This window comes from Salinivibrio sp. ML323 (assembly GCF_001995745.1).
Lineage (GTDB): Bacteria > Pseudomonadota > Gammaproteobacteria > Enterobacterales > Vibrionaceae > Salinivibrio > Salinivibrio kushneri.
This window is the reverse complement of sequence record NZ_MUES01000013.1, coordinates 25,995-50,236: the sequence shown is the minus strand read 5'-3', so window position 1 is coordinate 50,236 and position 24,242 is coordinate 25,995. Positions and strand designations below refer to the sequence as shown.

Genomic DNA, 24,242 nt, shown 5'->3' with positions numbered 1-24,242 from the left:
TCCTAACGTATTCCAAAAGGCATAAGCACCTAACGCTGCCGCCAATGCAACGAGGATTAATAACGATCGATCCTTTAATCGGCGCATGATTATTGATTCCTTAGCAAGTTGTGGCTGTTTGGTTGGCGTAAAGCATCATCCGCAGCCCATAAAGGTAAACCAAGCTCTTGAAAAGCTTTTTTAAGCTCTTCACCACTACATGACGTCGCACTTGTTGACGCTCTCAGTGCTGAACCAATAATCGCCCCAGCATAAAAAGAAGCTGTGACACCTGCGACTGTGGTTCCTGCGGCTCGACTAGCGACTACGCTAATCGAGACATCAGCAGCTTTAGTCATTAAAGCCGCTTCAATACTCGCTAGCGCACCTGACATTGTTGCCATACTACCAAACACTGTTTTGGGTACAGGAAGCCCCATTAGCTCTAAATTACTTTCGATATTGTGTGTGAATTTATCCACGTTAAATCGGCAAATCGCCATACAATTGATGCCCTTATACTGAAAATTCAGTTTAACTGAATAACTGCTCACCAAAAAATAGGGACTACGATATGTGATTTATGACTCGCTTTATATGCTTGATACGTCATTTCGGTTATCTCTTGGAACAAAATCACACATTAATCGTTTCCACGCTACCGCTTGGAAACGTGGGAAATCGAAAAGGTATCTTTGAGCAGCTATCCAATTCATTTAGACAGGAAGATATCGAGCAGGGCGAGCGCCCGAATGGCAACGTGCGTATTCCGTTTATTGCTATTCTCGATTTTTACGTGCTCAAATGTATGCGCATTGGCGAAGTGTGCGCGATCACCTGGGAAGACTTAGACGAAAAAAACAAGCAAGTGCTAGTGCGTAACCGCAAAGACCCGCGCAAGAAAAGTGGCAACCACATGTTGGTCCCCTTGCTGGGTGAAAGCTTTGATATTGTGATGCGCCAGCCAAGAGAAAGCGATCGGATATTTCCGTACAACCCGCGTTCAGTCACTGCCGGGTTTCAGCGTGTGCGAAATGCGCTAAGCATTACCGATTTACGCTATCACGATTTACGCCGCGAGGGGGGCCAGCCGATTGTTTGAGAAAGGCTACTCGATTGAGGAAGTGGCGCAAGTGACAGACCACCGGAACTTGAACGTGCTGTGGACGGTGTACACGGAATTGTTTCCGCATAAGTTGCATAACAAGCAGCTTACGTAAAATAATAAGCACCTGTATAAAAAGGACTAACAGAAAGAGGACGTTACTTTGCCCGTAAAATACGCCCCAAGCATCGGTCAGATTTTGATGTGCGATTTCAAAGGAATGGTGCCACCTGAAATGGTAAAACGCCGACCTGTCATTATCACCAATTCAGCAAGGAGAGGTCCCAAGCTTGCGCAGGTTGTTTGCTTGAGCACTGTAGAGCCGGAACCGATAATGGGTTGCCACATGCGGATACACGATCGCTACCTCCCTCGAGACAAGTTTTTCATGGGTAAAGAGACATGGCTAAAAGGCGACATGGTCTACACCGTCAGCTTTGACCGTTTAGACTATATAAGAGCAGGAATGGACAATGGTAAGCGCGTGTACTTTAAGCAAAAGCTAAACCGAGACAATATGAGGCAAGTTTATGCCTGCATGCTTCACGGCATGAACTTACACCGTTTGATAGAGCATCTCTGATGCTTTGCGAATTGCGTAGAGTTGGCGCGAGTTAACAAAAGTTAACCAAACTCGGTTGACTACAGTACCACTCAGGCATATCATTTAATTGTTCCCGCACGTACGGCTCTGCCGTAGCGATGCTCTAAGACTACACTTGATGGAGTGTAGCCAGCCCATAAGATGGCGATAACAAGCCTACATGGTGCTGCTTGATAGCAAACCCTCGCCTCGGCGGGGGTTTTTGTTTTTCAAAGAGAGGGTGTTCAATATTCTGTGTCAGCCAATGTTTCATAGGTCTATGTAATCATCCAGTCGGCCTTCGAAGTGAATGGCCAGCTGCGATAGCGTCAGGCTCCAGTTCTGCACCGGATGCGACCAACGCTCAGACGCCTTTAACATACCCGCGTAGAGTAGCTTGAGCAAGCTGTTCTCGTTCGCAAAACCGCCCTTGGTTTTGGTCAGTTTGCGGAACTGGCGGTGCACGGCCTCAACGGCGTTCGTCGTATAAATGGCGGTACGCACGTATTCCGGATATTTGAAGTAAGTAGAGAGCGTGGACCATTTATTGCGCCAGGACTTAATAACGATGGGGTATTTGTCACCCCACTTGGCTTCTAAGTCATCCAGCGCGCTCTCTGCGGCGGATAATGTGACTGCCTTGTACACGCACTTCAAGTCGGCCATGAAGGCTTTTTGGTGCTTGCTGGCCACGTATTTCATTGAGTGGCGAATTTGATGAATAATGCAGTGCTGTACTTCCGTCTTCGGATAGATACTTTCAATCGCTTCAGGGAAGCCCTTAAGGCCATCAACGCACGCAATAAGGATATCTTGTACACCACGATTGTGCAGGTCGGTCAGCACGCTGAGCCAGTGATGGGCACCTTCAGACTCTGACAGGTAAAGGCCCAGCAGCTCTTTTTTCCCCTCAACGTTGAGGCCGAGAATGGTGTACACCGCTTTAGTAATAAAGCGCCCCTTCTCTTTGATTTTATAGTGAATGGCATCGAGCCAGACAATCGGATAGACCGCTTCTAATTGCCGCTCACGCCAAGCCTGAAGCTCAGGCAGTAGCTTATCAGTCACGGCATTGAGGTTACCGTTGGATACATTAATACCGTACAACTCTTCGATGTGCATGCGGATATCTTGGTAACTGGTACCCAGCGAAAACAGCGCAAGGATTTTACGCTCCAGCTCATCGGTTAAATGCGTTTGATGCTTTTTCACTAATTGCGGCTCGAACGAGCCTGCTCGGTCGCGTGGTGTACTGAGTTCAAAGCTGCCAGCAGGGCTCTTAACGGACTTGGATGTAGAGCCGTTCTTACGGTTAGGCTGCTTTTCATCAGCGAGGTGTTCATCAAGCTCAGCTTGCATGGCTGCTTCAGTGAGCTGCTTGATGAGAGGGGTTAAGATGCCGTCTTTGCCGGTGAGGTCTTTACCTTCACGCAAAGCTTGCAAGGCGGCATCCATATCGAATGTTGGTTTGGTCATGTGTCATCCCTTTTTGTACAGTCTAACGAAGTGACACAGAATTCTGAACACTACCGTGCTGAGCCGCACTCAACTGTACTATATGTCAGTAACCTATGCCTCCATCACTTTCTCATTTTGCATACACGCTCAGTCCAAAAGCATGGTCAGTTCTTTCTCTGACTTGCTGCGAAAGCCGAAAGTATTTCTCTGCCACTAAGTAGCTGATCACCGCCTCTTTTTGTCGGTCGCGGAATTGATTCACCCATTGGTGAGCATTGTTGATGATCGCTTGTGCTTCATGCGGATGAGTGAGGTAATAGTCGATGACTGCCTCTAGGTTGGAGAAATCGGCGTTGACCTCGGCATAGTGAACACCGGGAATCAATCGGCCCTCCATAAACCAAGTTTCATATTCCATTGGAGGGGACAAGCAAAGCGAGTTGGAGGACATGATCCATTTTAAATTGGTGGCAACGTCTTTCCCTTCCACACTGAGAATAAACTTATGCTGTAGCTGCGCTTGCGGTGTCAGCGGGGCTTTTCGGTAAGCTTGGTCAGTATCACTCGCTGGGCGGGTATCCCCGACATCAATGGTTGGATGCGTGTAAAAGCGCTGAAGAAGCTGGCGGCGCTTGTCATTGAAACAGCGCCCGCGCCATACCGCGCTATCGCGTTTTTGCCCAAACGGCACAGGATCATTAATAAATTGGAAGTGACGCACCGCGTTGAGCTTGAGCAGGACGGCGTTTTGATTGTCGCCATGAATCGGTCGGCTTTTTACAAATGCTGGCGTGAATGGTGGTTGTGTCACATCGCCGCCTAAGTAATGTAGAAACAAGCCATTTGGGAACCAGCGCATTACCCGCAATATATCGAAAAAATACACCGAGCCGTGGTCTTGTCTCACTCGGCCCGTCTGGTGATCACAGTATTGCTCGGACAAGCAAAATGGTGCAGCCATACGGTTGTAGTAGCTGACGCGCTGGTCGATATCGGATTGATGCTGCTGATAAATGGGTAAAAGTTGCCGACGCATCCAAGTGCGATACCAGTGATTTGGGATCGCATTGACGGCCAAATTGTAGCTATAGTAGCGGAGTTTTTCACCCTCTTGCTCCGTCAATCCGTTGGCGGATGTCGGTTTACAGCAAAGCCTAACCGAGCAAGATGACGAGCAAATGAAATGGGCGAGAGAGCCAGTTACTCTGCTCTCTCGCAACAAGACTTATTCGATGGTGAATTTGCCTTTCATTACCGTCCAGTGACCTGGGAAAGAGCAGAAATAGGTTAAGTCTTTACCTTGCAAGCCTTCAGTTGAGAAGGTGATGCTGGTGCTTTCACCGCCGCCTATCAGCTTAGTGTGTGCCAAGATGCGGTCGTCGCCTTGTGGTAGATAGTCGTTATCTGCCCCTGCACCGGCGCCTTTCATGGCGATATCTTGCAAGTTAGACGTTTCCGACAGCACCCAGTTGTGGCCCATAGAGGTCACAGGCATTGAGCCTTGATGCTCAAGTGTTAGCGTGACTTCGCTGCAGCTTGCTGGTACGGACAACGATGACTGGTCGTAGGCCATTTTATCGCCGGTGGTGACAGTTAACTCACACTCATTGGCAGCCGCTTGCGTTGAAACAGACGCGAACGCCAGGGCGGCGAGGGCTAACAGTTTTTTCATCGGTACATACTCCTATTATGGATGTAAAGGTATGTTTTTAATGCCTGTGGCACGCTGTCATCATACTGACATAACAGCGCAAAACAGTTAGCCGATTCAAAAATCGACTGATTGGTTTTTATTTTTACTTGTATCATTACTGTAGGGTGACTGATCGCGATCAAGTGATATTGGACTACCTATTTACACTTGTGGCAAAGCGCATAGGATGACGATAGGTGGGGTGCGATGTTATACAGCTATGATAAGATAACTGACTGACTGTTAGCACTTTGAGGCGCTATGACCAACACCACTGGGTTACTGCACCGCGCACAGCAGCTTTGCGAGCAACGCGGCGTGCGATTAACGCCGCAGCGGACGCGCGTTTACGAGATTATCGCCAACTATTCACGTGCGATCAGCGCCTATGAGCTGCTAGACGAGCTGCGTGAAACAGAGCCACAAGCCAAACCACCAACGGTTTATCGTGCGCTAGACTTTCTGTTAGCGCAGGGGTTTGYGCATAAGGTGGAGTCAACCAATAGCTATATCGCTTGTTGTCATCTTGGCCACCAGGGGCACTGCTCCCAACTGCTCATCTGTGATCAATGCGGCACCGTGGAAGAGTGTCACACTGAGGAGCTTTCTGAGGCGTTGCGTGAAAAGGCGCAAACAATGGGGTTTAAGGTTCAACATCACGTGATTGAAACCCATGGTACCTGCGCACAATGCCTAGCCCACTAATACTGAATTGATTAGGACGGACATTCTTTATGGAAGCACAATTCGTCAACCCATTTCTTACTTCACTGATCAATGTGCTACAGACGATGGCACAGCTGGAAATCCAGCCAGAGAAGCCTCACTTGAAAAAGTCAGAGATCGCCAAAGGGGACGTTTCTGGGTTAATTGGTATGGTCGGCCCACAGACTAAGGGCTCCTTTTCCGTTACCTTTGATGAAGATATGGCGCTTGAAATCATGCAGCGTATGCTCGGAGAGCGGTCCGAGTCGATTGATGAAGAAGTGACGGATATGGTCGGTGAGATCACCAATATGGTGACAGGTGGCGCGAAGCGTATTTTGTCAGAAAAGGGCTTCGAATTTGAGATGGCGACCCCTGTGGTCGTATCCGGCAAAGGCCATACCATCAATCACAAAAGTGATGGTCCAGTGATCATCATGCCATTTAAATCCCCACACGGCACTGCCTTTATTGAGATCTGTTTCGATCACTAAGCGGGCGTACGTCGCTGACGGCCACAAAATATAAAAACGCCGCGATAACCATCGCGGCGTTTGACTTTCTCAATCGCGGTTAGCTCAGCTTAGGCTTGGCGCCACTGCTTAAACGCGTTGATCAATCCATTGGTCGAGCTATCGTGGCTCTCAACCTGTTGTGCATCTCCGAGCTCTGGCAGGATGTTACTCGCCAGCTGTTTACCCAGCTCAACACCCCACTGATCAAAGCTGAAGATATTCCAAATTACCCCTTGGGTGAAAATCTTGTGCTCATACATGGCAATCAAAGCGCCGAGTGTATAAGGGGTCATTTTCTCTACCAAGATCGAGTTGGTTGGGCGGTTACCTTCAAACACTTTAAATGGCGCAATCGCAGCCACGTCTTCGGCCGATTTGCCCGCTTGCATTAACTCGGCTTCGACTTGCTCACGGCTCTTACCAAACGCGAGCGCTTCCGTCTGGGCGAAGAAGTTCGCCATCAATTTTGCGTGATGATCGCCAATCGCATTGTGGCTGTGCACAGGGGCAATGAAGTCACATGGGATCAGCTTGGTGCCTTGGTGAATCAGCTGATAGAAAGCATGCTGACCATTGGTGCCTGGTTCACCCCAGATGATTGGGCCGGTTTGGTAGTCAACAGGATTACCGTTGCGGTCGACATACTTACCGTTTGATTCCATATTGCCTTGTTGGAAATACGCGGCAAAACGGTGCATGTATTGGTCATACGGTAAAATCGCTTCTGATTCCGCCCCGTGGAAGTTGTTGTACCAAATACCAATCAACGCCAATAACACCGGCATGTTTTGTGCCATGGGTGCGGTTTTGAAGTGGTTATCCATTTGGTGCGCGCCATCGAGTAAGGTGACAAAGTTGTCGTAACCTACGCCCAAGCAGATAGAAAGACCAATCGCTGACCACAGTGAATAGCGGCCGCCAACCCAGTCCCAGAATTCGAACATGTTGGCGGTATCGATACCAAATTCAGACACCGCCTTTGCGTTGGTAGAAAGCGCAGCAAAGTGCTTCGCCACCTGGCTGTCATCGCCTGCAGCGTTCATTAACCAGTCACGCGCCGTGTGCGCGTTGGTCATGGTTTCTTGGGTGGTAAAGGTTTTTGACGCCACCAAGAACAAGGTGGTTTCCGGGTTAAGGGCTTTTAACGTCTCGGCCATGTGAGTGCCATCGACGTTAGAGACAAAGTGCAGGTTGAGATGGTTCTTATAAGGGGCGAGTGCCTCGGTCACCATATAAGGGCCCAAATCTGATCCCCCGATACCAATATTCACTACATCGGTGATCGCTTTACCGGTATAACCTTTCCATTCGCCACTGATCACGCGCTCGGAGAAAGACTGCATCTGTGCCAATACCGCGTTGACCTTAGGCATCACATCTTCGCCGTCAACCATTATAGGCGTGTTGCTGCGATTCCGTAGTGCTGTGTGGAGTACCGCGCGATCTTCTGTACGGTTGATTTTCTCACCGCTAAACATTGACTCTATCGCTTCAGCCACCCCGGTTTCGTCGGCGAGTGCCAATAACTTAGTCAGCGTCTCTTCACTGATCAGGTTTTTGGAATAATCCAACAGAATGCTGTCTTCGAATTGCGTTGAGAAGTGGGCAAATCGCTCTGGATTATCAGCAAACAGATCAGCCAGTGTATAGTCCTGCGCTTCTTCAAAATGGGCGGTCAGTGATTGCCACGCCACGGTCTGAGTGGGATTCGTTGTCTTTAGCATCATGTCATCCAAATCGCGTTGTGAGTGCTGCTGTGGGTATCACAGCAGGCAAGGATCCTGTATAACGTCAGCACCACCACGCTGTACGCAGCGGTCATTGGTGTAATATTACATAATCATGGCTCGATTCTCACATGCAATCGCTGTGAGTAGGTTGCGATCAATCATAGAATAGTTGGATCGCCTTTGAGCCAACTGCATACGATAAAGATCACAACAAGGATTGCTTATGTGGTATCAAACTGAGATTCGTCTACGTGCCCGGCCGCGCGGCTTTCACCTAATCACCGACGAGATCGTGCACGCGCTCCCCATGTTGGGCGACATGGATGTAGGTATGGTGCAAGTGTTTATCAAGCACACCTCGGCGAGCTTAACCCTCAATGAAAACGCCGACCCGACCGTGCGCCAAGATATGGAGGCGCACTTTAATCACTCAGTGCCTGAGCGAGCGCCTTATTATCGCCACACCTACGAAGGGGACGATGACATGCCAGCGCATATCAAAGCGTCATTGTTAGGCGCAAGCGTCACGGTGCCCATCAGCCAAGGCCGGCTGAATTTAGGCACGTGGCAAGGGATTTATCTGGGCGAGCATCGCGATGAGGGCGGCATGCGTACCTTGGTAGTGACCCTGCAAGGCGCACCACAAGCCAACGTCTAGTCTCGCTGGCCAGCATGCGTTCAGAGAGGGGTGACGCCGCCTAACCCGTCGCCCGCTGATCAGAGGGGATAGTCAGGTATTGGCGCGGCACACGGCCAGTTACTTGGCATACGAGCTCATAGCCGATGGTGTCGACGAGACGTGCAATCCGTTCAACTGGTAGCTCAGGCCCCCACAGTACCGCTTCGTCGCCCACGCTATCGGTCGCATCTGGGCCAAGATCAACAGTGATCATATCCATCGATACCCGCCCGGCGAGTGGCACTTCACGGCCATTCAACCAAACAGGGGTGCCATCGGGAGCCAGTCGAGGGTAGCCATCGCCATAACCGATGGCTATTACACCAATCAGCGTGTCGCGCTCGCTACGCCAGCGTGCGCCGTAGCCTACCGGTTCACCGGCTTTTAGCTTGCGAACGGCCATCACCCTTGAGGTTAAGCGCATCGCTGGTTTCAGGCCCAGCTGTTCACCCGTCAGTTCAATCCGCGACGAAATGCCGTATAGGCAAATACCGGGACGCACCCAATCAAAGTGACTCTGCGGCCAAAACAAGGTCCCCGATGACGCTGCCAGAGAGCGTTCTCCAGGCAGCCCTTCCGTCACTTGTGTGAAGGTATCTATTTGCGCTTGCGTAATGGGATTATCCAGCTCGTCGGCACAGCCAAAGTGACTGAGAAAGCCAATTTGCGGCGCCACATTGTCACACGCTTTCAAGGCAGAGAGTGCGTCTGGCACTTGCTCAGGCTCAAAGCCTAAGCGATGCATCCCAGAGTCGACCTTTAACCACACAGGTAAAGGCTCACTCAGTGCCGCGTTGGTCAGCATGGTAACTTGCTCATGGCAGTGCACCGTGGCGGTCAGCTGGTGTTCAACCAATAGCGGTAGCTCGTCGGCTTCATAGAAACCTTCCAGCAAGACAATAGGCAAGCGTATACCGGCCTGGCGTAACGTCAGTGCTTCTTCAATCCGTGCCACCCCAAAGGCATCGCTATAAGGCGCAAGTGTGGTGGCAACCGACACTAACCCGTGGCCGTAACCATCGGACTTCACCACTGTCATCACTTTGCTATTGGGCGCTTGGCGACGCATCACCTGGATGTTGTGTACCATCGCCTCCGGGTCGATAACGGCTTTGGCGGCATTGGTCATGATAAAAGGATTACTCGTCATCAAACGCCGGCCCTGCATAATTATCAAATCGCGAATACTGGCCTTGGAACGTCAGCCGCACCGAGCCAATCGGGCCGTTACGCTGTTTACCAATCAGGATTTCTGCAATTCCTTTCATCGCACTTTCCGGGTTATAGACTTCGTCACGGTAAATAAACATGATCAAGTCAGCATCCTGCTCAATCGCGCCTGATTCACGCAAGTCTGAGTTTACCGGGCGTTTGTCGGCGCGCTGCTCCAACGAGCGGTTAAGCTGTGATAGCGCGACCACAGGCACATTCAGCTCTTTGGCGAGCGCTTTGAGCGAGCGAGAAATCTCAGCAATCTCAAGGGTTCGGTTCTCTTGCAAACCAGGCACCCGCATCAGCTGCAGATAGTCGACCATGATCATGCTGACCCCACCGTGTTCACGGGCAACGCGGCGCGCTCGCGAGCGCACATCGGTGGGCGTCAAGCCGGAGCTATCATCGATGTACATGTTCTTTTTCTGCATTAAGATCCCCATCGATGAGGAAATACGCGCCCAGTCTTCATCATCAAGCTGGCCGGTACGGATCTTGGTTTGGTCAACCCGTGATAGCGAGGCCAACATACGCATCATCAGCTGTTCCGCTGGCATCTCGAGCGAGAAAATGAGTACCGGCTTTTCTTGATCCATCGCCGCGTTTTCACACAGGTTCATCGCAAAGGTGGTTTTACCCATTGAAGGACGAGCCGCCACGATCACCAGATCAGAAGGCTGCAAACCTGCCGTCTTCTTGTTCAGATCAGTAAAGCCTGTCGATACGCCCGTGACGCCATCTTGTGGGGTTTTAAAAAGCTCTTCGATACGTTCAAGGGTTTTACTGAGCACCGAGTCGATATGTTGCGGCCCTTCTGTCTCGCTGGTGCGCGACTCAGCAATGGCAAACACCTTACTCTCTGCCATATCGAGCAGATCTTCTGATGTGCGACCTTGGGTATCATAACCGGCGTCCGCAATTTCATTCGCCACCCCAATCAAATTACGCACCATAGCCCGTTCACGGACAATATCCGCATAAGCGACGATATTCGCTGCACTTGGGGTGTTTTTCGCCAACTCTGCGAGATAGGCAAACCCACCCACATCATCCAAATGTCCGCCTTTTTCTAAATGCTCAGACAGGGTGATTAAATCCAGCGGCTTGCCTTCATCGAGCAACGACTTGGTAGACTCATAAATCAATCGATGCGGGCGGCTGTAAAAGTCATGGCCAACCACTTTTTCCGCAACCGCATCCCAGCGCTCGTTATCCAACATCAAGCCACCCAGCACAGACTGCTCGGCTTCGATGGAATGCGGGGGCACTTTAAGGTTAGCGACTTGCTGATCTTTTGCGGGTTTACGATTGTCTGCCATAAAAACTCACCTATTGCTACTGGAGGTCATTATACCCGCTGTCCTCGCAAGACGCTGCCCCACGCAGCATTTTTTTCCCAACGCTGAAGAAGTCGCCGCGATTTTAACGGAAATTTGACCGCTTATGGCGCCCATGCACCTAGGATAAGGCGCGATATTGTCAATAGGTGATTCATAATGAAAACGCCGTCTCTTTTTCTTCTGATGTCCGCACTGTCTATGCCATATAGCCACGCCGCGGAAGCCGATTCGTCGCCTTGGCAAAGCGAGCTGTCTTTAGGCCTACAACAGTTGAGCGGCAATGCCGATTCACAGACAGTCAACGGGGAAGTCAATGGTCAATATGATGGCGAACAAACACGTTATCAAGCCAGCGCGAGCGTGCTACAAGTGGAAAAAGATGGAGAAGAAGATAAACGTAAAACCGAGTTAGAAACCCAAGCAAACCGCGGTATTAGCGCACGCAGCTATGTTTTACTCAACGCTACCTATGTCGCAGATCGCTACGGTCCTTATTTCGATGATTTTATGCTAGCGACAGGACTCGGTCATCAATGGTGGCAAAGTGACACACTCTCACTGAGCACAGAAGTGGGGCCAGGGTATCGCTACCAGCGCCCCAACCTTGATGAAATCGACGATGACGATCTCATCATGCCTTACTCGGTTCGCGAGCCGGTGATTCGTGCACAGGCCAAAGGAGAATGGCAACTGGTCGACAGTGTTCGCTTAGAGGGGAGAAGCATAGTGATATCAGGTGCCAGTAATACCAGCGTGGAAGGCGCCGTCACTCTGGCTTCCACCATTACTGAGAAGCTTTCGATAAAAATAACCAGCAAACACAATTATATGACGGATGTACCACCAGGACTCAAAAATCACGATAGCGTGCTCACACTCGGTCTTCGTTATCAGTGGCTATAAAAGACGAAAAAAAACCAGCCCGAAGGCTGGTCTTTTATCAACGTATTGATGCGCAATTACGCAGCAACAACGTTTACTTTTACCGTTGCGAACACGTCATAGTGCAGCTGTACGCTGATTTCGTACTCGCCAGTGTGACGCAGTGCGCCCTCTGGTAGACGAACTTCGTTTTTCGCAATTTCAACGCCGGCTGCAGTCACAGCATCAGCGATGTCACGGGTACCGATAGAACCAAACAGTTTACCTTCATCACCCGCTTTAGAAGCGACTTCAACCGCTTCTAGTGCTTCAACTTTCTCTGCACGCGCTTGAGCAGCGGCCAGTTGCTCAGCAACTTTTGCTTCTAGCTCAGCACGACGTGCTTCAAAATGTTCGATGTTGGCTTTGGTTGCCATAACTGCTTTACCCTGAGGGATAAGGAAGTTACGCGCATAACCAGATTTAACAGTTACCTGATCACCTAGGCCACCCAGGTTACCGATTTTATCAAGTAGAATAACTTGCATTCTTCAATCCTCTCTAACTTGGACAGTTCCGATTACTGATGCTTGTCAGTGTACGGCAGCAGGGCCAGGTAACGAGCGCGCTTGATAGCACGAGCCAGTTGACGCTGATACTTAGCACGAGTACCAGTGATACGGCTAGGTACGATTTTACCTGATTCGGTAATGTAGTTTTTTAGAGTCGCTACATCTTTGTAGTCGATCTCTGTAACGCCTTCTGCAGTGAAACGGCAGAATTTACGACGACGGAAGAAACGTGCCATGGGCTTATCTCCTGATCTAAATGTCTATGATGTTGTCGGCGTGCAATACCAATTTTCCCTCGCCTTGTCGGCTGGTTTGGTAGGCGAGAAACCCGCTTACCTTGATATGGCTGCCTAAAGCTAAATGTTGCGTTTGTTGTGTTGACACTTGCCCGCTGGCTACCACTGATAAGCGACAAAACACTTGTCGAGGTAGGTCAGCTTCAACCTGCGTGGAACGATGCTCTAGCACAAAGTGACAGTGCGGAATTCCAGCGGGGCTTTGGCGACGGACCGGACCTTTACTGATAACACCAGCAAGCTCCAACCGATTGGTCATCACAGCAATTACTCAGCTGCGTTTTCGCCTTCAGCTTGCGCTTCAGCTTTTGCTTCTGGTTTCGCTTCTGCACGCTCTTCGCGCTCAGGGCGATCTTCACGCTTAGCGGTACGCTCTTCTTTAGCCTTCATCATCACAGATGGCTCAGTGATAGCGTCTTTGGTACGCATGATCATGTTACGGATCACCGCGTCGTTGAAGCGGAACATGCTTTCCAGCTCATCAATCACAGCCTGCTCAGCTTCTACGTTCATCAGAACATAGTGTGCTTTGTGCAGTTTGTTGATTGGGTAAGCCAGTTGACGACGGCCCCAGTCTTCTAGACGGTGAATCTGACCGCCTGCATCTTTGATAGACGCAGTGTAACGCTCGATCATGCCAGCAACTTGCTCGCTCTGATCAGGGTGCACCATGAATACGATTTCGTAATGACGCATTGAGTTGCTCCTTACGGATTAATCAGCTTCCACAATTGGCTCGGTCGTCCAGCGGAAGCAAGGAACGAAAAGTAAAAGACCGAGAATCAGGCGCGAGATAGTACAGAATTGCAGCGGTATAAGCAAACAGATTTTCTCTTTATCCGCCAATCTTTCTGTCACCGTGTCACCACAACGTCACAAGGCCCTCGCTGCGTTTTTATCGTAACACGCTCCTTACCCTCACCCTTAAAACATAGAGTATGCAGGCCACTTAATTCTATTAAAACAACAACCTACACGCTCGACAATGGCGATATCCTAAATGCGATGCACGAGGGCTTAGCACAGGATGGTCAACCACCCGTCAATAGTGCTCCTACAGTCACGCTTGCGCAGCAAAGCTATACGGTGGCGCCCGGAACGTCGTTAACCATTGCCGCCAATGGGCGCGATCGGGATGGCGATACCCTGACCTATCTCTGGCAAGGTGATGCGGCGTTGGCGCTGACCAATAGCGACACGGATTCGGTCACAGTGACCGCCCCCGATGTGAGCACCAGCACCGACTATTCTCTGTCGGTGACGGTATCGGATGGCCAAGCCAATGCCGAGGCCAATGCGACTATCGAGGTGGTGGTACCGGGTGAAAACCAAGCCCCTACCGTGGCACCTATCGCCCCGGTTAGCCTGAAAAGCGGTGAGCAAACCCGCGTGACGGTTGAGGCGAACGACCCAGATGGCGATACACTCAGCTACACCTATCGTGCATCCGGCGATCTGGCCGTTTCTGGCACCGGGGATCAAGTATCGCTAACCGCACCCACAGTGACGGAGAATCGCGACTATGTGGTCACGGTCGAGGTCAGCGATGGCGACAAAACCACGCAAGCACAATTCACGGTCACCGTGACGCCGGCCAGTGGCTTGCCAACGTGGGATGAAAACACCGTGTATGTGGGCGGCGATCGCGTCCTGTATCAAGGGGTTGAGTATCGTGCCAAGTGGTGGACCCGAGGCGAAAAGCCAGGCAGCGCCGCGGTCTGGCAATTACTGTAATGGTTTTTCACTTCCCAAAATGACAAAACGCCCCAAGCCGGGGCGTTTTTCTTCAACGGTAAACAAGAGAGGCGGTATTTAGCGACGCTGACGCACCGCTTCATACAAACAGACGCCCGTCGCGACAGACACGTTCAAGCTCGACACGCTGCCCGCCATTGGTACCCGGATCAGCTCATCACAGGTTTCACGGGTCAAACGGCGCATGCCATCTCCTTCTGCGCCCATCACTAAGGCCAACGGCCCCACTAATTTGGTGCCGTAGACATCATGATCGGCCTCACCTGCGGTGCCCACAAACCACACGCCCTGCTCTTTGAGCGCACGCATGGTTCGCGCCAAGTTGGTGACGCGCACGAAGGGCACGACTTCAGCCGCGCCACAGGCCACTTTTCGCGCCGTGGCATTGAGCTGCGCGGATTTGTCTTTCGGGACAATCACCGCACTGACTCCCGCCGCATCCGCGGTACGTAAGCACGCCCCCAAATTGTGCGGGTCGGTGACACCGTCAAGCACCAGCAACAAGGGGTTCTCGGTATTGGCGAGGATCGCCTCCAAGTCATTCTCGTTGTACTGACGACCCGGTTTGACACGGGCAACAATCCCCTGATGCGATGCACCTTGGGTTTTGTCGTCTAACGCTTTGCGGCCGACTTGCTGAATACTGACACCCAGCATCGCAATCTCATTGAGCACAGGTACCAGACGTTCATCCTGGCGCCCCTTTAACACCATCACTTCAATAAAGCGGGAAGGATCGGTCGCTAAAATCGCTTTAACGGCATGAATACCGTAAATTACTTCATTACTCATGATTTACTTCTTTTTCTGACCCGCTTTGACTTTTTGTTTCTTCGCCTTTTTCTTACGCGCTTTTTCCGCTGGCGATTTCACTTTACGCTTTTTGCCGTTTTTATCTGCAGGCGCCTTATCGGCTTCAACATTTGGCACCGCACCGCGTTTGAGCTGTTGGCGAACCGAGGTTCGCTCACGACGGGCTTGCGGGTCTTTATTCGACTCCGCACGGCCTTTCTTGCGTTTATCGCGCGCGGTTTTGCCCGGGCGACGGGCTTTGCGCTCAGAGCCTACCAGCTCAAAGTCGATTTGTCGCTCATCCAAGTTCACCGCCAAGACTTTAACGGTCACCTGATCGCCGAGCCGGAACACACGACCCGAGCCTTCGCCCACCAGACGCTGACCTACCATATCAAAGCGATAGTAATCGTTATCGAGGTTAGAAATATGCACCAAGCCATCGATATGTAGCTCATTAAGGCGGACAAAGAAACCAAAACCAGTGACATTAGCAATCACGCCCTCTAGCTCATCGCCAACGTGATCTTGCATGTACTCACATTTAAGCCAGTCTGACACATCACGGGTGGCATCATCGGCACGGCGCTCTGTTTTCGAGCATTGTTCACCCAGCACATCTATATCATCAAACGAGTAGTGGTAGCCGCCAGTGGGTGTCCAACGGTCTTGGTTTTTACCCGCTTGCTTGGCAACCAGGTATTTAAGCGCTCGGTGCAACAGCAAATCTGGATAGCGACGAATAGGCGAGGTAAAATGTGCGTATTGCTTGAGCGCCAAACCAAAGTGGCCTTGGTTATCCCCCTGATACACCGCTTGTTTCATCGAGCGGAGCAACATGGTTTGGATCAGTTCACTGTCAGCACGACCATGGACCACATGCATCAGTGCCGCGTAATCTTTCGGCGTCGGCTCTAGACCACCGCTCAGGCTTAAGCCTAACTCGCCTAAAAAGTCTTTAAAGCCGCTAAGACGTTCCTCTCCTGGCGCTTCGTGAACACGAAAGAGCGCCGGCTCTTTATGTTTTTCCACAAAGCGCGCCGAAGCAACGTTGGCCAAGATCATACATTCTTCGATGATCTTGTGTGCATCGTTGCGCTCCACCGGCACAATACGGTCGATTTTGCGCTGCGCGTTGAAAATAAATTGGGTTTCCACCGTCTCAAATTCAATCGCCCCACGCTGCTGACGCGCACCACTGAGCACTTTGTACATATCGTGTAACGTTTCTAAGTGCGGCACCAAAGAGCGGTAGCGCTCACGCAGTTCCTCATCGCCTTCCAGAATATGAGACACCTTGGTATAGGTCAGACGCGCGTGGGAGTTCATCACCGCTTCGTAATGTTTGTAACCAGATAACGCCCCTGATTCTGAAATCGTCATCTCACACACCATACATAGGCGGTCGACTTGCGGATTCAGCGAGCATAAGCCATTAGAAAGCACTTCCGGCAACATAGGCACCACTTGGTTCGGGAAGTACACCGAGTTACCGCGGTTTTGCGCTTCTTTATCCAGCGCCGAATCAGGGCGCACATAGTAACTGACGTCGGCAATCGCCACCCACAGGCGCCAGCCGCCCGAGCGTTTACGTTCGCAATAGACCGCATCATCAAAGTCGCGGGCATCTTCACCATCGATGGTCACCAGTGGCAAATCACGCAGATCGACACGACCCTCTTTGGCTTTTTCTGGGACCTCTTCACTCAAGCTTTTCACTTGCTTGAGCACCGCATCCGGCCATTGATGAGGAATATCGTGGGTGCGCATCGCGATCTCGATTTCCATGCCGGGTGCCATGTTCTCCCCCAGCACTTCAACAATCTTACCGACAGGATTGGTTTGTCGGGTCGGACGCTGCATGATCTCAACCACCACCACATTGCCCATACGCGCGCCCTGAGTATGATCTTTATCAATCACGATATCTTGGCCCAGGCGGCTATCGTCAGGCACGACAAAGCCCATACCATCTTCCACAAAGTAACGGCCTACAATCTGACCTTGGCGCGCTTCGGTTACGCGCACCACACGGGCTTCTTTACGGCCGCGCTTATCGGTGCCAACACCTTGGGCTAAAATCACATCACCGTGCATCACACTACGCATTTGGTGGTGAGGGAGAATCCAGTCATCGTGGTTGCCTTTGCTTTCTGGGCGCAGAAAACCAAAGCCGTCACGGTGACCAATCACGGTGCCTTTGACCAAGTCTAACCGCTCGGGTAAGGCATAGCATTGACGACGGGTGAACACCAATTGTCCATCACGCTCCATGGCGCGCAGGCGTCGACGTAGCCCTTCATACTGCTCATCACCAGCTAAGCCAAGGTGTGAAAACAGATTATCGCGGCTCACTGGCGCCTTGAAGCTGCGGATCACTTCCAGCAAATGCTCTCGGCTGGGGACCGGATTGTCGTATTTCTCCGCTTCGCGTGCCTGGTGTGGATCCGCAGCGATGTTGTTTGAGGTATTATTTGTCGAACCTGTGTCTTGCGACATAGACCTTTTCCTATTGGCGTATGTTGATTTCATTATATCTGTAAACTGTCGCTATTGCGCCGCGATGATCGCAGTTTGACGTTTTGTTTCAGCGCCTTGCTTGCAGGCAACGAGAGGAACATGGCGCATCGGCCATATCAAATCAGATTGGGAACAGATGTGTATAGAGAGTGTAACGGATTTTGCGCATAAAGTCGCCTACTGGCGCCTTTCGCGGTCACCAATAGCTGGTACGCCGTTTGGCGCGGGCGATAATATTCTGTGGCATCCGTGCTTCAAGTGCGGCACGAAGCTCTGAAATACGGTTGCGGGTACGAGAGTCTGCGGTGATGGTTTGATATAACCAGCGATAAGCGTCTTCATAATCAAGTGGCGACCCGACATCATCCACTAGCAACTCAGCCAGTTGGATCCGGGCACGCGTATCACCCAATGAAGCGGCTTCGCGCAGGTAAGGAATCGCCCGACGTTGATCCTGTTGGACCAGCGTGCCATTGGCGTAGTAACGGCCAATTTGCTCTAGCGCAGCGGGTAGCCCTTGCTGCGCCGCTTGCTTCATGTAGTAAACACCGAGATCCGCGTCTTGATCCACACACACTCCCCACGCCAGCATATCGCCATATAAAAACTCGTAGGCGGGAGAGCCGACACGGGTAGCTCGGGCTTCGATGTCTTGCACGAGCTGGCATTCGTCTTGTTCGACGCGCTCAAGGTGAGTGTTGGTTTCAAACAGCGTGATAAGTTCACTTTCTTCGTATAATGGCACAGCCGCCCCGACGTCCGCGTGAGCCGTTGCTGTCGTCAGCGTCGCTGTCGTCAGAGAAAGTGAAAAAATCAGCGTTCGAAACTTCATGCCTACTCGCTATTCAACCAAGAAACCCAACAGCAACGCGCACGCTCGCCTTGTGCTTTTTTGTATCGGCACCTTGCATACTGACTTTAGCAAAGGCGGCAAGTTTTTTCCGCTTTCACGCGATCTGGCTTCCAACGCCACACCAAAATAGTAAAAAAGCCAGCGATCAACGCTGGCTTTTAGTATCGAACCGTCTCACGTGCTTAGCTATTAAAAGGATGCACTTTGATGATGGTTTCGTTACGGTCTGGACCGGTCGAGATCACATCGATAGGCACACCCGTCAGCTCTTCGATACGCTTGATGTAATCGAGCGCTGCTTGCGGCAGTTCGTCGAGAGATTTCACTCCAAAGGTGTTTTCACTCCAGCCCGGCATGCTTTCATAGATAGGCTCGATGTGCTCATACGCGTCAGCTGCTAGTGGAGACACCTCAACCGTGGAACCGTCTGCCATCTTGTAACCGGTGCAGATTTTGATTTCTTCCAAACCGTCCATCACGTCTAGCTTGGTTAAGCAGAAGCCTGATACCGAGTTAATCTGCACAGCACGACGCATTGCCACCGCATCAAACCAACCACAACGACGCTTACGGCCAGTGGTCGCACCGAACTCAGCGCCCTTGGTGCCGAGATGCATGCCAATCTCGTCATCCAGCTCAGTCGGGAATGGGCCTGCGCCTACTCGCGTGCAATAGGCTTTGGCGATACCCAGCACATAACCAAGATGACGCGGACCAAAGCCAGAGCCTGCCGCGACACCACCAGCGGTGGTGTTCGATGAAGTCACATACGGATAGGTGCCGTGGTCGATATCAAGCAAGGTGCCTTGTGCGCCTTCAAACATGATTTTGTCACCACGCTTGCGGGCATCATCCAGCTCTTGGGTGACGTCCATCACCATACCAGTGAGAATGTCCGCTTGCTCCATGACTTTCGCCAAGGTCTCTTCGTAGCTCACCGGCTCAGTTTTGTAAAAATGCTCGAGCTGGAAGTTATGGAATTCCATCACTTCTTTGAGTTTTTCAGCAAAAGCTTCTTTATCAAACAAGTCGCCAACGCGTAGGCCACGACGGGCAACCTTGTCTTCGTATGCAGGACCAATACCACGGCCTGTGGTACCGATAGCTTTCTTACCGCGTGCTTGCTCACGTGCCGCGTCAAGCGCAATGTGATAAGGCAGGATCAGTGGACAAGCTTCTGACAGGAATAGGCGCTCACGAACCGGCACGCCACGTGCTTCCAGCTCACCCATTTCTTTCAGCAAGGCGTCCGGGGACAGCACCACGCCGTTGCCGATAATGCATTTAACGTTGTTGCGGAGGATACCAGAAGGAATCAAGTGTAGGACGGTCTTTTCACCGTCAATGACAAGAGTATGACCTGCGTTGTGACCGCCTTGATAGCGCACCACGTATTTTGCATCTTCAGTCAAAAGATCAACGATCTTTCCCTTACCTTCGTCACCCCATTGGGTGCCGAGAACGACTACGTTATTACCCATCTTCTTCGATATGCAGCTAGTTAAAAATGGATTCTAGCACCTTAAAAACTCGGTTGCAGTCATTTTTTAACCGTATTGACATTTTCACCGCTCTTCTCGGTACCAGGTGACTGAATGCTAGGTTAAAAACTGGTAAGCCAACACACACCCAATCACCACCAAGCAACCGCCAATACGCCGCAACTGGGTGTCAGATTGCTCACCTAAAGCCATGACCATTTGTCSCCACTGTTTGGGCAGTAACATCGGCCCTAACCCCTCAACCRCTAATACCAGCGCTAGCGCGCCCCACAAGCTAGTCATCCTTACCTCCTACGTCGAAAACAGGGGATGACGACATAAAAAAAGACAAGGCCGGGACCTTGTCTTTTATGCGTCGCTACCCATCTAACGATTTACTTTTCTATCGCCTCAGGTTGCTTCATGTATTTGAAGAAATCACTCTTCGGATCCACAACGAGCATATCGCTCTTACTGTCAAAGCTCTTACGATACGCTTGTAGCGAGCGAACAAAGCTATAGAACTCAGGCTCTTTTTTGAACGCACTGGCAAATAGCTTCGCCACTTCTGCGTCAGCTTCACCACGAGTGATCCGCGCTTGACGTTCTGCTTTGGACAGAATTGTCGCTACTTCTAGCTCGGCTTGCGCTCGAATAATTTCCGCTTGCTCGCGACCTTGTGCACGATGACGACGGGCAACGGCCTCACGCTCAGCACGCATACGGGCATAAATCGACTCACTGATTTCACTCGGGAGGTTGATACGCTTGATACGCAAGTCAATCAACTCAATCCCTAAATCACGCGAGCCCTCGCTGGCCGCACGCTCAAGGACGCTTTCCATCACTTGATCACGTTTTTCAGACACAATCTCTTTGATGGTCTTATTACCAATTTCGGCACGCAGGCCATCGGCAACACGACGTTGCAACAGAGATTCAGCCGTCAATTTATTACCGCCCCCTGTGGACAGATAATACTGACCAAAGTCTTTAATACGCCATTTGACGTAAGAGTCGATAATAACGTCTTTTTTCTCTGCGGTGACAAAGCGATCAGCGCGATCATCCATGGTTTGAATACGCGCATCCAAGGTCTTAACGCGATCAAACAATGGCAGTTTGAAGTGCAGACCCGGTTGGTAGATCTTGGCAATATCATTGTCCGCTTTTAGCACGCGTCCAAAACGGATAACAATGCTGCGCTCACCTTCACTCACCACGAAGATCGACATCAAAAAGACCACTGCCGCTAGGACGACAACGGGGATCATCATCTTACGCATGCTTAGTATCTCCCTTCTCGTGATGAACCAGAACGCGGCGCCGACTCTTGCTGTTTAGGCTGCGAGCTTTGCTCAAGCTCAATACCGTACTGGCTGCTCGACGTTTCTTTACGCTGGTTAGCGCCAACGGCTGCGCCTCCCATTAACTTATCCAGTGGGAGATACATGAGGTTGCTGTTTCCGCTTTGCGAATCCACCATCACCTTACTGGTATTGCTATATACTTCTTCCATGGTCTGGATGTATAGCCGGTTACGCGTCACGCGTGGTGCATCACGATACTCAGGCAGCAGTTTCTCAAATTGAGAGACTTCACCCTCAGCTTCGTTAACCGTACGCTCTTTGTAACCCAGTGCCGCTTTTTTCAGCGTTTCTGCACGACCCGTTGCTTTCGGCAACACATCATTGCGATACGCTTCGGCTTCACGGATAAAGCGGGCCTCATCCTCTCGCGCTGCAATCGCATCATCAAAGGCGTCTTTGACCTGCTCAGGTGGGCGCGCATACTGGAAGTTAACATCCACCACCAACAAGCCCATTTTGTACTTGTCGATGATGTCGTTCAGCTCAACTTGGGTGCGCTCACGCACTTCTTGACGACCACGGGTGATGATGTCATCCATCAAAGAGTCACCCACGACCGCACGCAATGCCGAATCGGTTGCTTGACGCAAACTATCATCGGCGTTGGTCACGCTATACAAATACTGCTGTGGATCCATCACGCGGTACTGAACGTCCATCTCGACGTTGACCACGTTTTCATCTTTGGTCAGCATCAGGCCAGAGCTGTTGAGCGAACGAATCGACTCCACGTCCACCGTGCTTACCGTATCCACAAAAGTTGGTTTCCAGTTCAGGCCCGGTTGAACGATACGATCATACTGACCAAACCGTAAGACCACACCACGCTGAGCTTCTCCGATGGTATAGAACCCGGAAATCCCCCAAACAATGATGCCCACTAGCGCGAGGACGCCTAGCCCTGCCATACCACCGCCGAACGATGGTCCTTTACCTTTGCGGCCACCTAAGCCGCCCAGTTTGCGACTTAGTTTGTTAAACAATTCATCAAGATCCGGTGGCCCTTGATTACGGCCTCCACGATTCCCCCAGGGGTCTTTGTCGGGACCGCCATTGTTTCCTGGCTCATTCCACGCCATTCGCGCACTCCATCAAATTGATCTGACGATAATTTTTTACTCTAGCAGCCTAATCACTGACGATAAAGTCGCCGAGCTGGTTGCCTTCTCTTTTTTCTAGTCGATACCAGTCTGTTTGTGGCAGCCTGACATCGACAAGTAGATGCCCATCATCTTGGTACTCTTCACTGACAATGCATCGCATCTGGTGAAATTTACTTTGCATTCGTCCGGCCATGCTGGGTGGTAGCCGTAATTGATGCCGCACCATGGTGCCAGACAAACGCTCGGTAAGGGCTTCAAATATGAGCGCGATACCCTGACCAGACAACGCTGACACCCAGACTGCTTTCGGAACGCCCTCTTCGTCCCGTTCAATACGAGGCTCAGCCTGATCCAGACTATCTATTTTGTTCATAATGATAAGATGAGGCACATCCGCCGCATCGATTTCATCCAACACACTGTTGACCGCCTCAATGTTGTCACCAAAGCGTTCATCACTGGCATCGACCACGTGTAACAACAAGCTCGCTTCTTGTGTTTCTTGAAGCGTTGCTTTAAATGCCGCGACCAAGTCATGCGGTAAGTGACGAATAAAGCCAACGGTGTCCGCCAATATTGCGGTACCGACGTCGTCGACTTCAATACGGCGTAATGTCGGATCCAAGGTGGCAAACAGCTGATCGGCCGAATATACCCCCGCTTCGGTGATCCGATTAAACAAGGTCGATTTGCCCGCATTGGTATACCCCACCAATGACACAGTCGGTACTTCTGCCCGTGCGCGAGCGCGCCGCCCTTGCTCTCGCTGTTTCGCCACTTTATCCAGTCGCTTTAAAATCGCTTTTACCCGATCACGCACTAAGCGACGGTCTGTTTCTAACTGAGTTTCACCCGGGCCACGCAAGCCAATCCCGCCTTTTTGACGCTCAAGGTGAGTCCAGCCTCGCACAAGCCGGGTAGATAAGTGACGTAACTGTGCCAGCTCAACTTGCAACTTACCCTCATGGGTACGCGCGCGCTGGGCAAAAATATCGAGGATTAATCCGGTTCGGTCTAACACTCGGCATTTAAACCGTTGCTCTAGGTTGCGCTCTTGCGCCGCGGATAAGGTGTGATTAAAAATCACAATGTCCGCGCCGACTTGTTGCACTGTATCTGCTATTTCTTGGGCTTTTCCCTCTCCAACAAAATATTTGGGATGAGGGGACTGACGGCTGCCGACAACAACTTGCAAGGCGTCGACACCCGAGGATGACACCAGCATTTGAAATTCGCTGAGATCATCCCACTCGCCATCATGGGTAAAATTTATATGAACGAGTACAGCCTGTTCACCGGCCTCGTAACGGTCAAACAAGCGATAGACTCCTTAGCAATAGAATGCTTTATTCCTCAGGTTTTTCTTGCTGACGTTCGCCCTGTGGACGCTCACCAGCTCCTTGGTTATTGTTGTGGTGGCTCACAGCTCGTGCCGGCACAACGGTTGAAATCGCGTGTTTATACACCATTTGATTAACCGTATTTTTTAGCAGGATCACGAACTGATCAAACGATTCGATTTGGCCTTGCAACTTAATACCATTTACTAAGTAAATGGAAACAGGAATGCGTTCACGACGTAACGCGTTCAGGAATGGGTCTTGTAATGATTGCCCCTTAGCCATTATTTCTTTTCCTTA

26 protein-coding genes and 1 pseudogene are annotated in these 24,242 nt (G+C 51.1%); 7 read left to right on the top strand and 20 right to left on the bottom strand.

Going from position 1 to position 24,242, the window contains the following annotated elements; all coding sequences use genetic code 11:
• Positions 1–89: 89 nt before the first annotated feature.
• Positions 90–461: a hypothetical protein gene (locus BZG13_RS09615; RefSeq protein ID WP_131825165.1), complete on the bottom strand. Its 372-nt coding sequence runs from the start codon at positions 459–461 to the stop codon at positions 90–92.
• 251 nt (positions 462–712) lie between these two features.
• On the opposite strand from BZG13_RS09615, the pseudogene BZG13_RS09610 reads away from it, so the two are divergent.
• Both BZG13_RS09610 and BZG13_RS09605 read left to right on the top strand, forming a co-directional pair.
• Positions 713–1,199 (top strand): annotated as a pseudogene (locus BZG13_RS09610) (tyrosine-type recombinase/integrase); the annotation flags it as partial.
• An 87-nt stretch (positions 1,200–1,286) separates the two neighbouring features.
• Positions 1,287–1,667 carry a type II toxin-antitoxin system PemK/MazF family toxin gene (locus tag BZG13_RS09605; protein ID WP_274532382.1) on the top strand — a complete coding sequence of 127 codons (381 nt, stop codon included), beginning with the start codon at positions 1,287–1,289 and terminating at the stop codon, positions 1,665–1,667.
• Positions 1,668–1,937: 270 nt separating this feature from the next.
• Here BZG13_RS09605 and BZG13_RS09600 read toward each other — a convergent pair whose 3' ends face one another.
• From BZG13_RS09600 to azu, 3 genes are all read right to left on the bottom strand, one after another.
• The gene (locus BZG13_RS09600; protein ID WP_077486460.1) at positions 1,938–3,143 is read right to left on the bottom strand and encodes an IS256 family transposase; all 1,206 of its coding nucleotides are present in this window, start codon (positions 3,141–3,143) and stop codon (positions 1,938–1,940) included.
• Positions 3,144–3,255: 112 nt separating this feature from the next.
• Positions 3,256–4,161 carry a glycosyl transferase family 90 gene (locus tag BZG13_RS09595; protein ID WP_131825396.1) on the bottom strand — a complete coding sequence of 302 codons (906 nt, stop codon included), beginning with the start codon at positions 4,159–4,161 and terminating at the stop codon, positions 3,256–3,258.
• Between the two features lie 189 nt (positions 4,162–4,350).
• Positions 4,351–4,797, bottom strand: coding sequence for an azurin (gene azu / locus BZG13_RS09590; protein WP_077457588.1), 447 nt, complete (start codon positions 4,795–4,797; stop codon positions 4,351–4,353).
• 282 nt (positions 4,798–5,079) lie between these two features.
• Between azu and zur the strand changes: the two genes are divergently transcribed.
• Both zur and BZG13_RS09580 read left to right on the top strand, forming a co-directional pair.
• Entirely contained in the window at positions 5,080–5,523 is a 444-nt protein-coding gene (gene zur, locus BZG13_RS09585; RefSeq protein ID WP_077486458.1) for a zinc uptake transcriptional repressor Zur, read from the top strand.
• 29 nt (positions 5,524–5,552) lie between these two features.
• Positions 5,553–6,017: a chemotaxis protein CheX gene (locus tag BZG13_RS09580; RefSeq protein ID WP_046074362.1), complete on the top strand. Its 465-nt coding sequence runs from the start codon at positions 5,553–5,555 to the stop codon at positions 6,015–6,017.
• A gap of 89 nt (positions 6,018–6,106) precedes the next feature.
• On the opposite strand, the gene pgi is transcribed toward BZG13_RS09580, so the two are convergent.
• Positions 6,107–7,762: a glucose-6-phosphate isomerase gene (gene pgi, locus BZG13_RS09575; protein WP_077486457.1), complete on the bottom strand. Its 1,656-nt coding sequence runs from the start codon at positions 7,760–7,762 to the stop codon at positions 6,107–6,109.
• A gap of 229 nt (positions 7,763–7,991) precedes the next feature.
• On the opposite strand from pgi, the gene BZG13_RS09570 reads away from it, so the two are divergent.
• Positions 7,992–8,426, top strand: a complete 435-nt coding sequence (locus BZG13_RS09570) for a secondary thiamine-phosphate synthase enzyme YjbQ (RefSeq protein ID WP_046074364.1) — start codon at positions 7,992–7,994, stop codon at positions 8,424–8,426.
• Between the two features lie 40 nt (positions 8,427–8,466).
• Here the strand turns inward: BZG13_RS09570 and alr are convergent, their stop codons facing one another.
• A complete protein-coding gene (gene alr / locus BZG13_RS09565; protein WP_241824793.1) occupies positions 8,467–9,597 on the bottom strand; it encodes an alanine racemase in 1,131 nt (376 codons plus the stop codon).
• Positions 9,587–10,978, bottom strand: coding sequence for a replicative DNA helicase (locus BZG13_RS09560; protein ID WP_046074366.1), 1,392 nt, complete (start codon positions 10,976–10,978; stop codon positions 9,587–9,589). The genes alr and BZG13_RS09560 overlap by 11 nt, the downstream gene beginning before the upstream one ends.
• 177 nt (positions 10,979–11,155) lie before the next feature.
• On the opposite strand from BZG13_RS09560, the gene BZG13_RS09555 reads away from it, so the two are divergent.
• Positions 11,156–11,902 carry a DUF481 domain-containing protein gene (locus tag BZG13_RS09555; RefSeq protein ID WP_069361597.1) on the top strand — a complete coding sequence of 249 codons (747 nt, stop codon included), beginning with the start codon at positions 11,156–11,158 and terminating at the stop codon, positions 11,900–11,902.
• 56 nt (positions 11,903–11,958) lie between these two features.
• Here the strand turns inward: BZG13_RS09555 and rplI are convergent, their stop codons facing one another.
• From rplI to rpsF, 4 genes are read right to left on the bottom strand one after another with little or no spacing between them, the layout of a single operon-like run.
• Positions 11,959–12,408 (bottom strand): 50S ribosomal protein L9, encoded by a 450-nt coding sequence (rplI, locus tag BZG13_RS09550; RefSeq protein WP_077486456.1) that lies wholly within the window; start codon positions 12,406–12,408, stop codon positions 11,959–11,961.
• A gap of 32 nt (positions 12,409–12,440) precedes the next feature.
• Positions 12,441–12,668 carry a 30S ribosomal protein S18 gene (gene rpsR / locus BZG13_RS09545; RefSeq protein ID WP_021023493.1) on the bottom strand — a complete coding sequence of 76 codons (228 nt, stop codon included), beginning with the start codon at positions 12,666–12,668 and terminating at the stop codon, positions 12,441–12,443.
• 16 nt (positions 12,669–12,684) lie between these two features.
• Entirely contained in the window at positions 12,685–12,987 is a 303-nt protein-coding gene (priB, locus tag BZG13_RS09540) for a primosomal replication protein N (RefSeq protein WP_069361596.1), read from the bottom strand.
• Positions 12,988–12,995: 8 nt separating this feature from the next.
• On the bottom strand, positions 12,996–13,424 hold the full coding sequence (gene rpsF, locus BZG13_RS09535) for a 30S ribosomal protein S6 (protein ID WP_069361595.1): 429 nt from the start codon (positions 13,422–13,424) through the stop codon (positions 12,996–12,998).
• Positions 13,425–13,733: 309 nt separating this feature from the next.
• On the opposite strand from rpsF, the gene BZG13_RS09530 reads away from it, so the two are divergent.
• Positions 13,734–14,462 (top strand): Ig-like domain-containing protein, encoded by a 729-nt coding sequence (locus tag BZG13_RS09530; RefSeq protein ID WP_077486455.1) that lies wholly within the window; start codon positions 13,734–13,736, stop codon positions 14,460–14,462.
• A gap of 78 nt (positions 14,463–14,540) precedes the next feature.
• Here BZG13_RS09530 and rlmB read toward each other — a convergent pair whose 3' ends face one another.
• The 9 genes from rlmB to hfq all read right to left on the bottom strand — a co-directional run bounded on the left by rlmB (position 14,541) and on the right by hfq (position 24,227).
• Complete coding sequence (gene rlmB, locus BZG13_RS09525; RefSeq protein ID WP_077486454.1) at positions 14,541–15,275, bottom strand: 23S rRNA (guanosine(2251)-2'-O)-methyltransferase RlmB; 735 nt, start codon at positions 15,273–15,275, stop codon at positions 14,541–14,543.
• Between the two features lie 3 nt (positions 15,276–15,278).
• Positions 15,279–17,774 (bottom strand): ribonuclease R, encoded by a 2,496-nt coding sequence (gene rnr, locus BZG13_RS09520; protein WP_077486453.1) that lies wholly within the window; start codon positions 17,772–17,774, stop codon positions 15,279–15,281.
• Between the two features lie 217 nt (positions 17,775–17,991).
• Complete coding sequence (motX, locus tag BZG13_RS09515) at positions 17,992–18,627, bottom strand: flagellar protein MotX (protein WP_077486452.1); 636 nt, start codon at positions 18,625–18,627, stop codon at positions 17,992–17,994.
• Positions 18,628–18,830: 203 nt separating this feature from the next.
• Complete coding sequence (locus BZG13_RS09510) at positions 18,831–20,129, bottom strand: adenylosuccinate synthase (protein WP_069361588.1); 1,299 nt, start codon at positions 20,127–20,129, stop codon at positions 18,831–18,833.
• A gap of 117 nt (positions 20,130–20,246) precedes the next feature.
• Complete coding sequence (locus BZG13_RS09505; RefSeq protein WP_077486451.1) at positions 20,247–20,432, bottom strand: DUF2065 domain-containing protein; 186 nt, start codon at positions 20,430–20,432, stop codon at positions 20,247–20,249.
• A gap of 92 nt (positions 20,433–20,524) precedes the next feature.
• Positions 20,525–21,415 (bottom strand): protease modulator HflC, encoded by an 891-nt coding sequence (gene hflC, locus BZG13_RS09500; protein ID WP_069361586.1) that lies wholly within the window; start codon positions 21,413–21,415, stop codon positions 20,525–20,527.
• A 2-nt stretch (positions 21,416–21,417) separates the two neighbouring features.
• A complete protein-coding gene (gene hflK / locus BZG13_RS09495; protein WP_069361585.1) occupies positions 21,418–22,578 on the bottom strand; it encodes an FtsH protease activity modulator HflK in 1,161 nt (386 codons plus the stop codon).
• A 49-nt stretch (positions 22,579–22,627) separates the two neighbouring features.
• Positions 22,628–23,920: a ribosome rescue GTPase HflX gene (gene hflX / locus BZG13_RS09490; protein WP_069361584.1), complete on the bottom strand. Its 1,293-nt coding sequence runs from the start codon at positions 23,918–23,920 to the stop codon at positions 22,628–22,630.
• Between the two features lie 28 nt (positions 23,921–23,948).
• Complete coding sequence (gene hfq / locus BZG13_RS09485; RefSeq protein WP_046074381.1) at positions 23,949–24,227, bottom strand: RNA chaperone Hfq; 279 nt, start codon at positions 24,225–24,227, stop codon at positions 23,949–23,951.
• Positions 24,228–24,242: the final 15 nt, after the last annotated feature.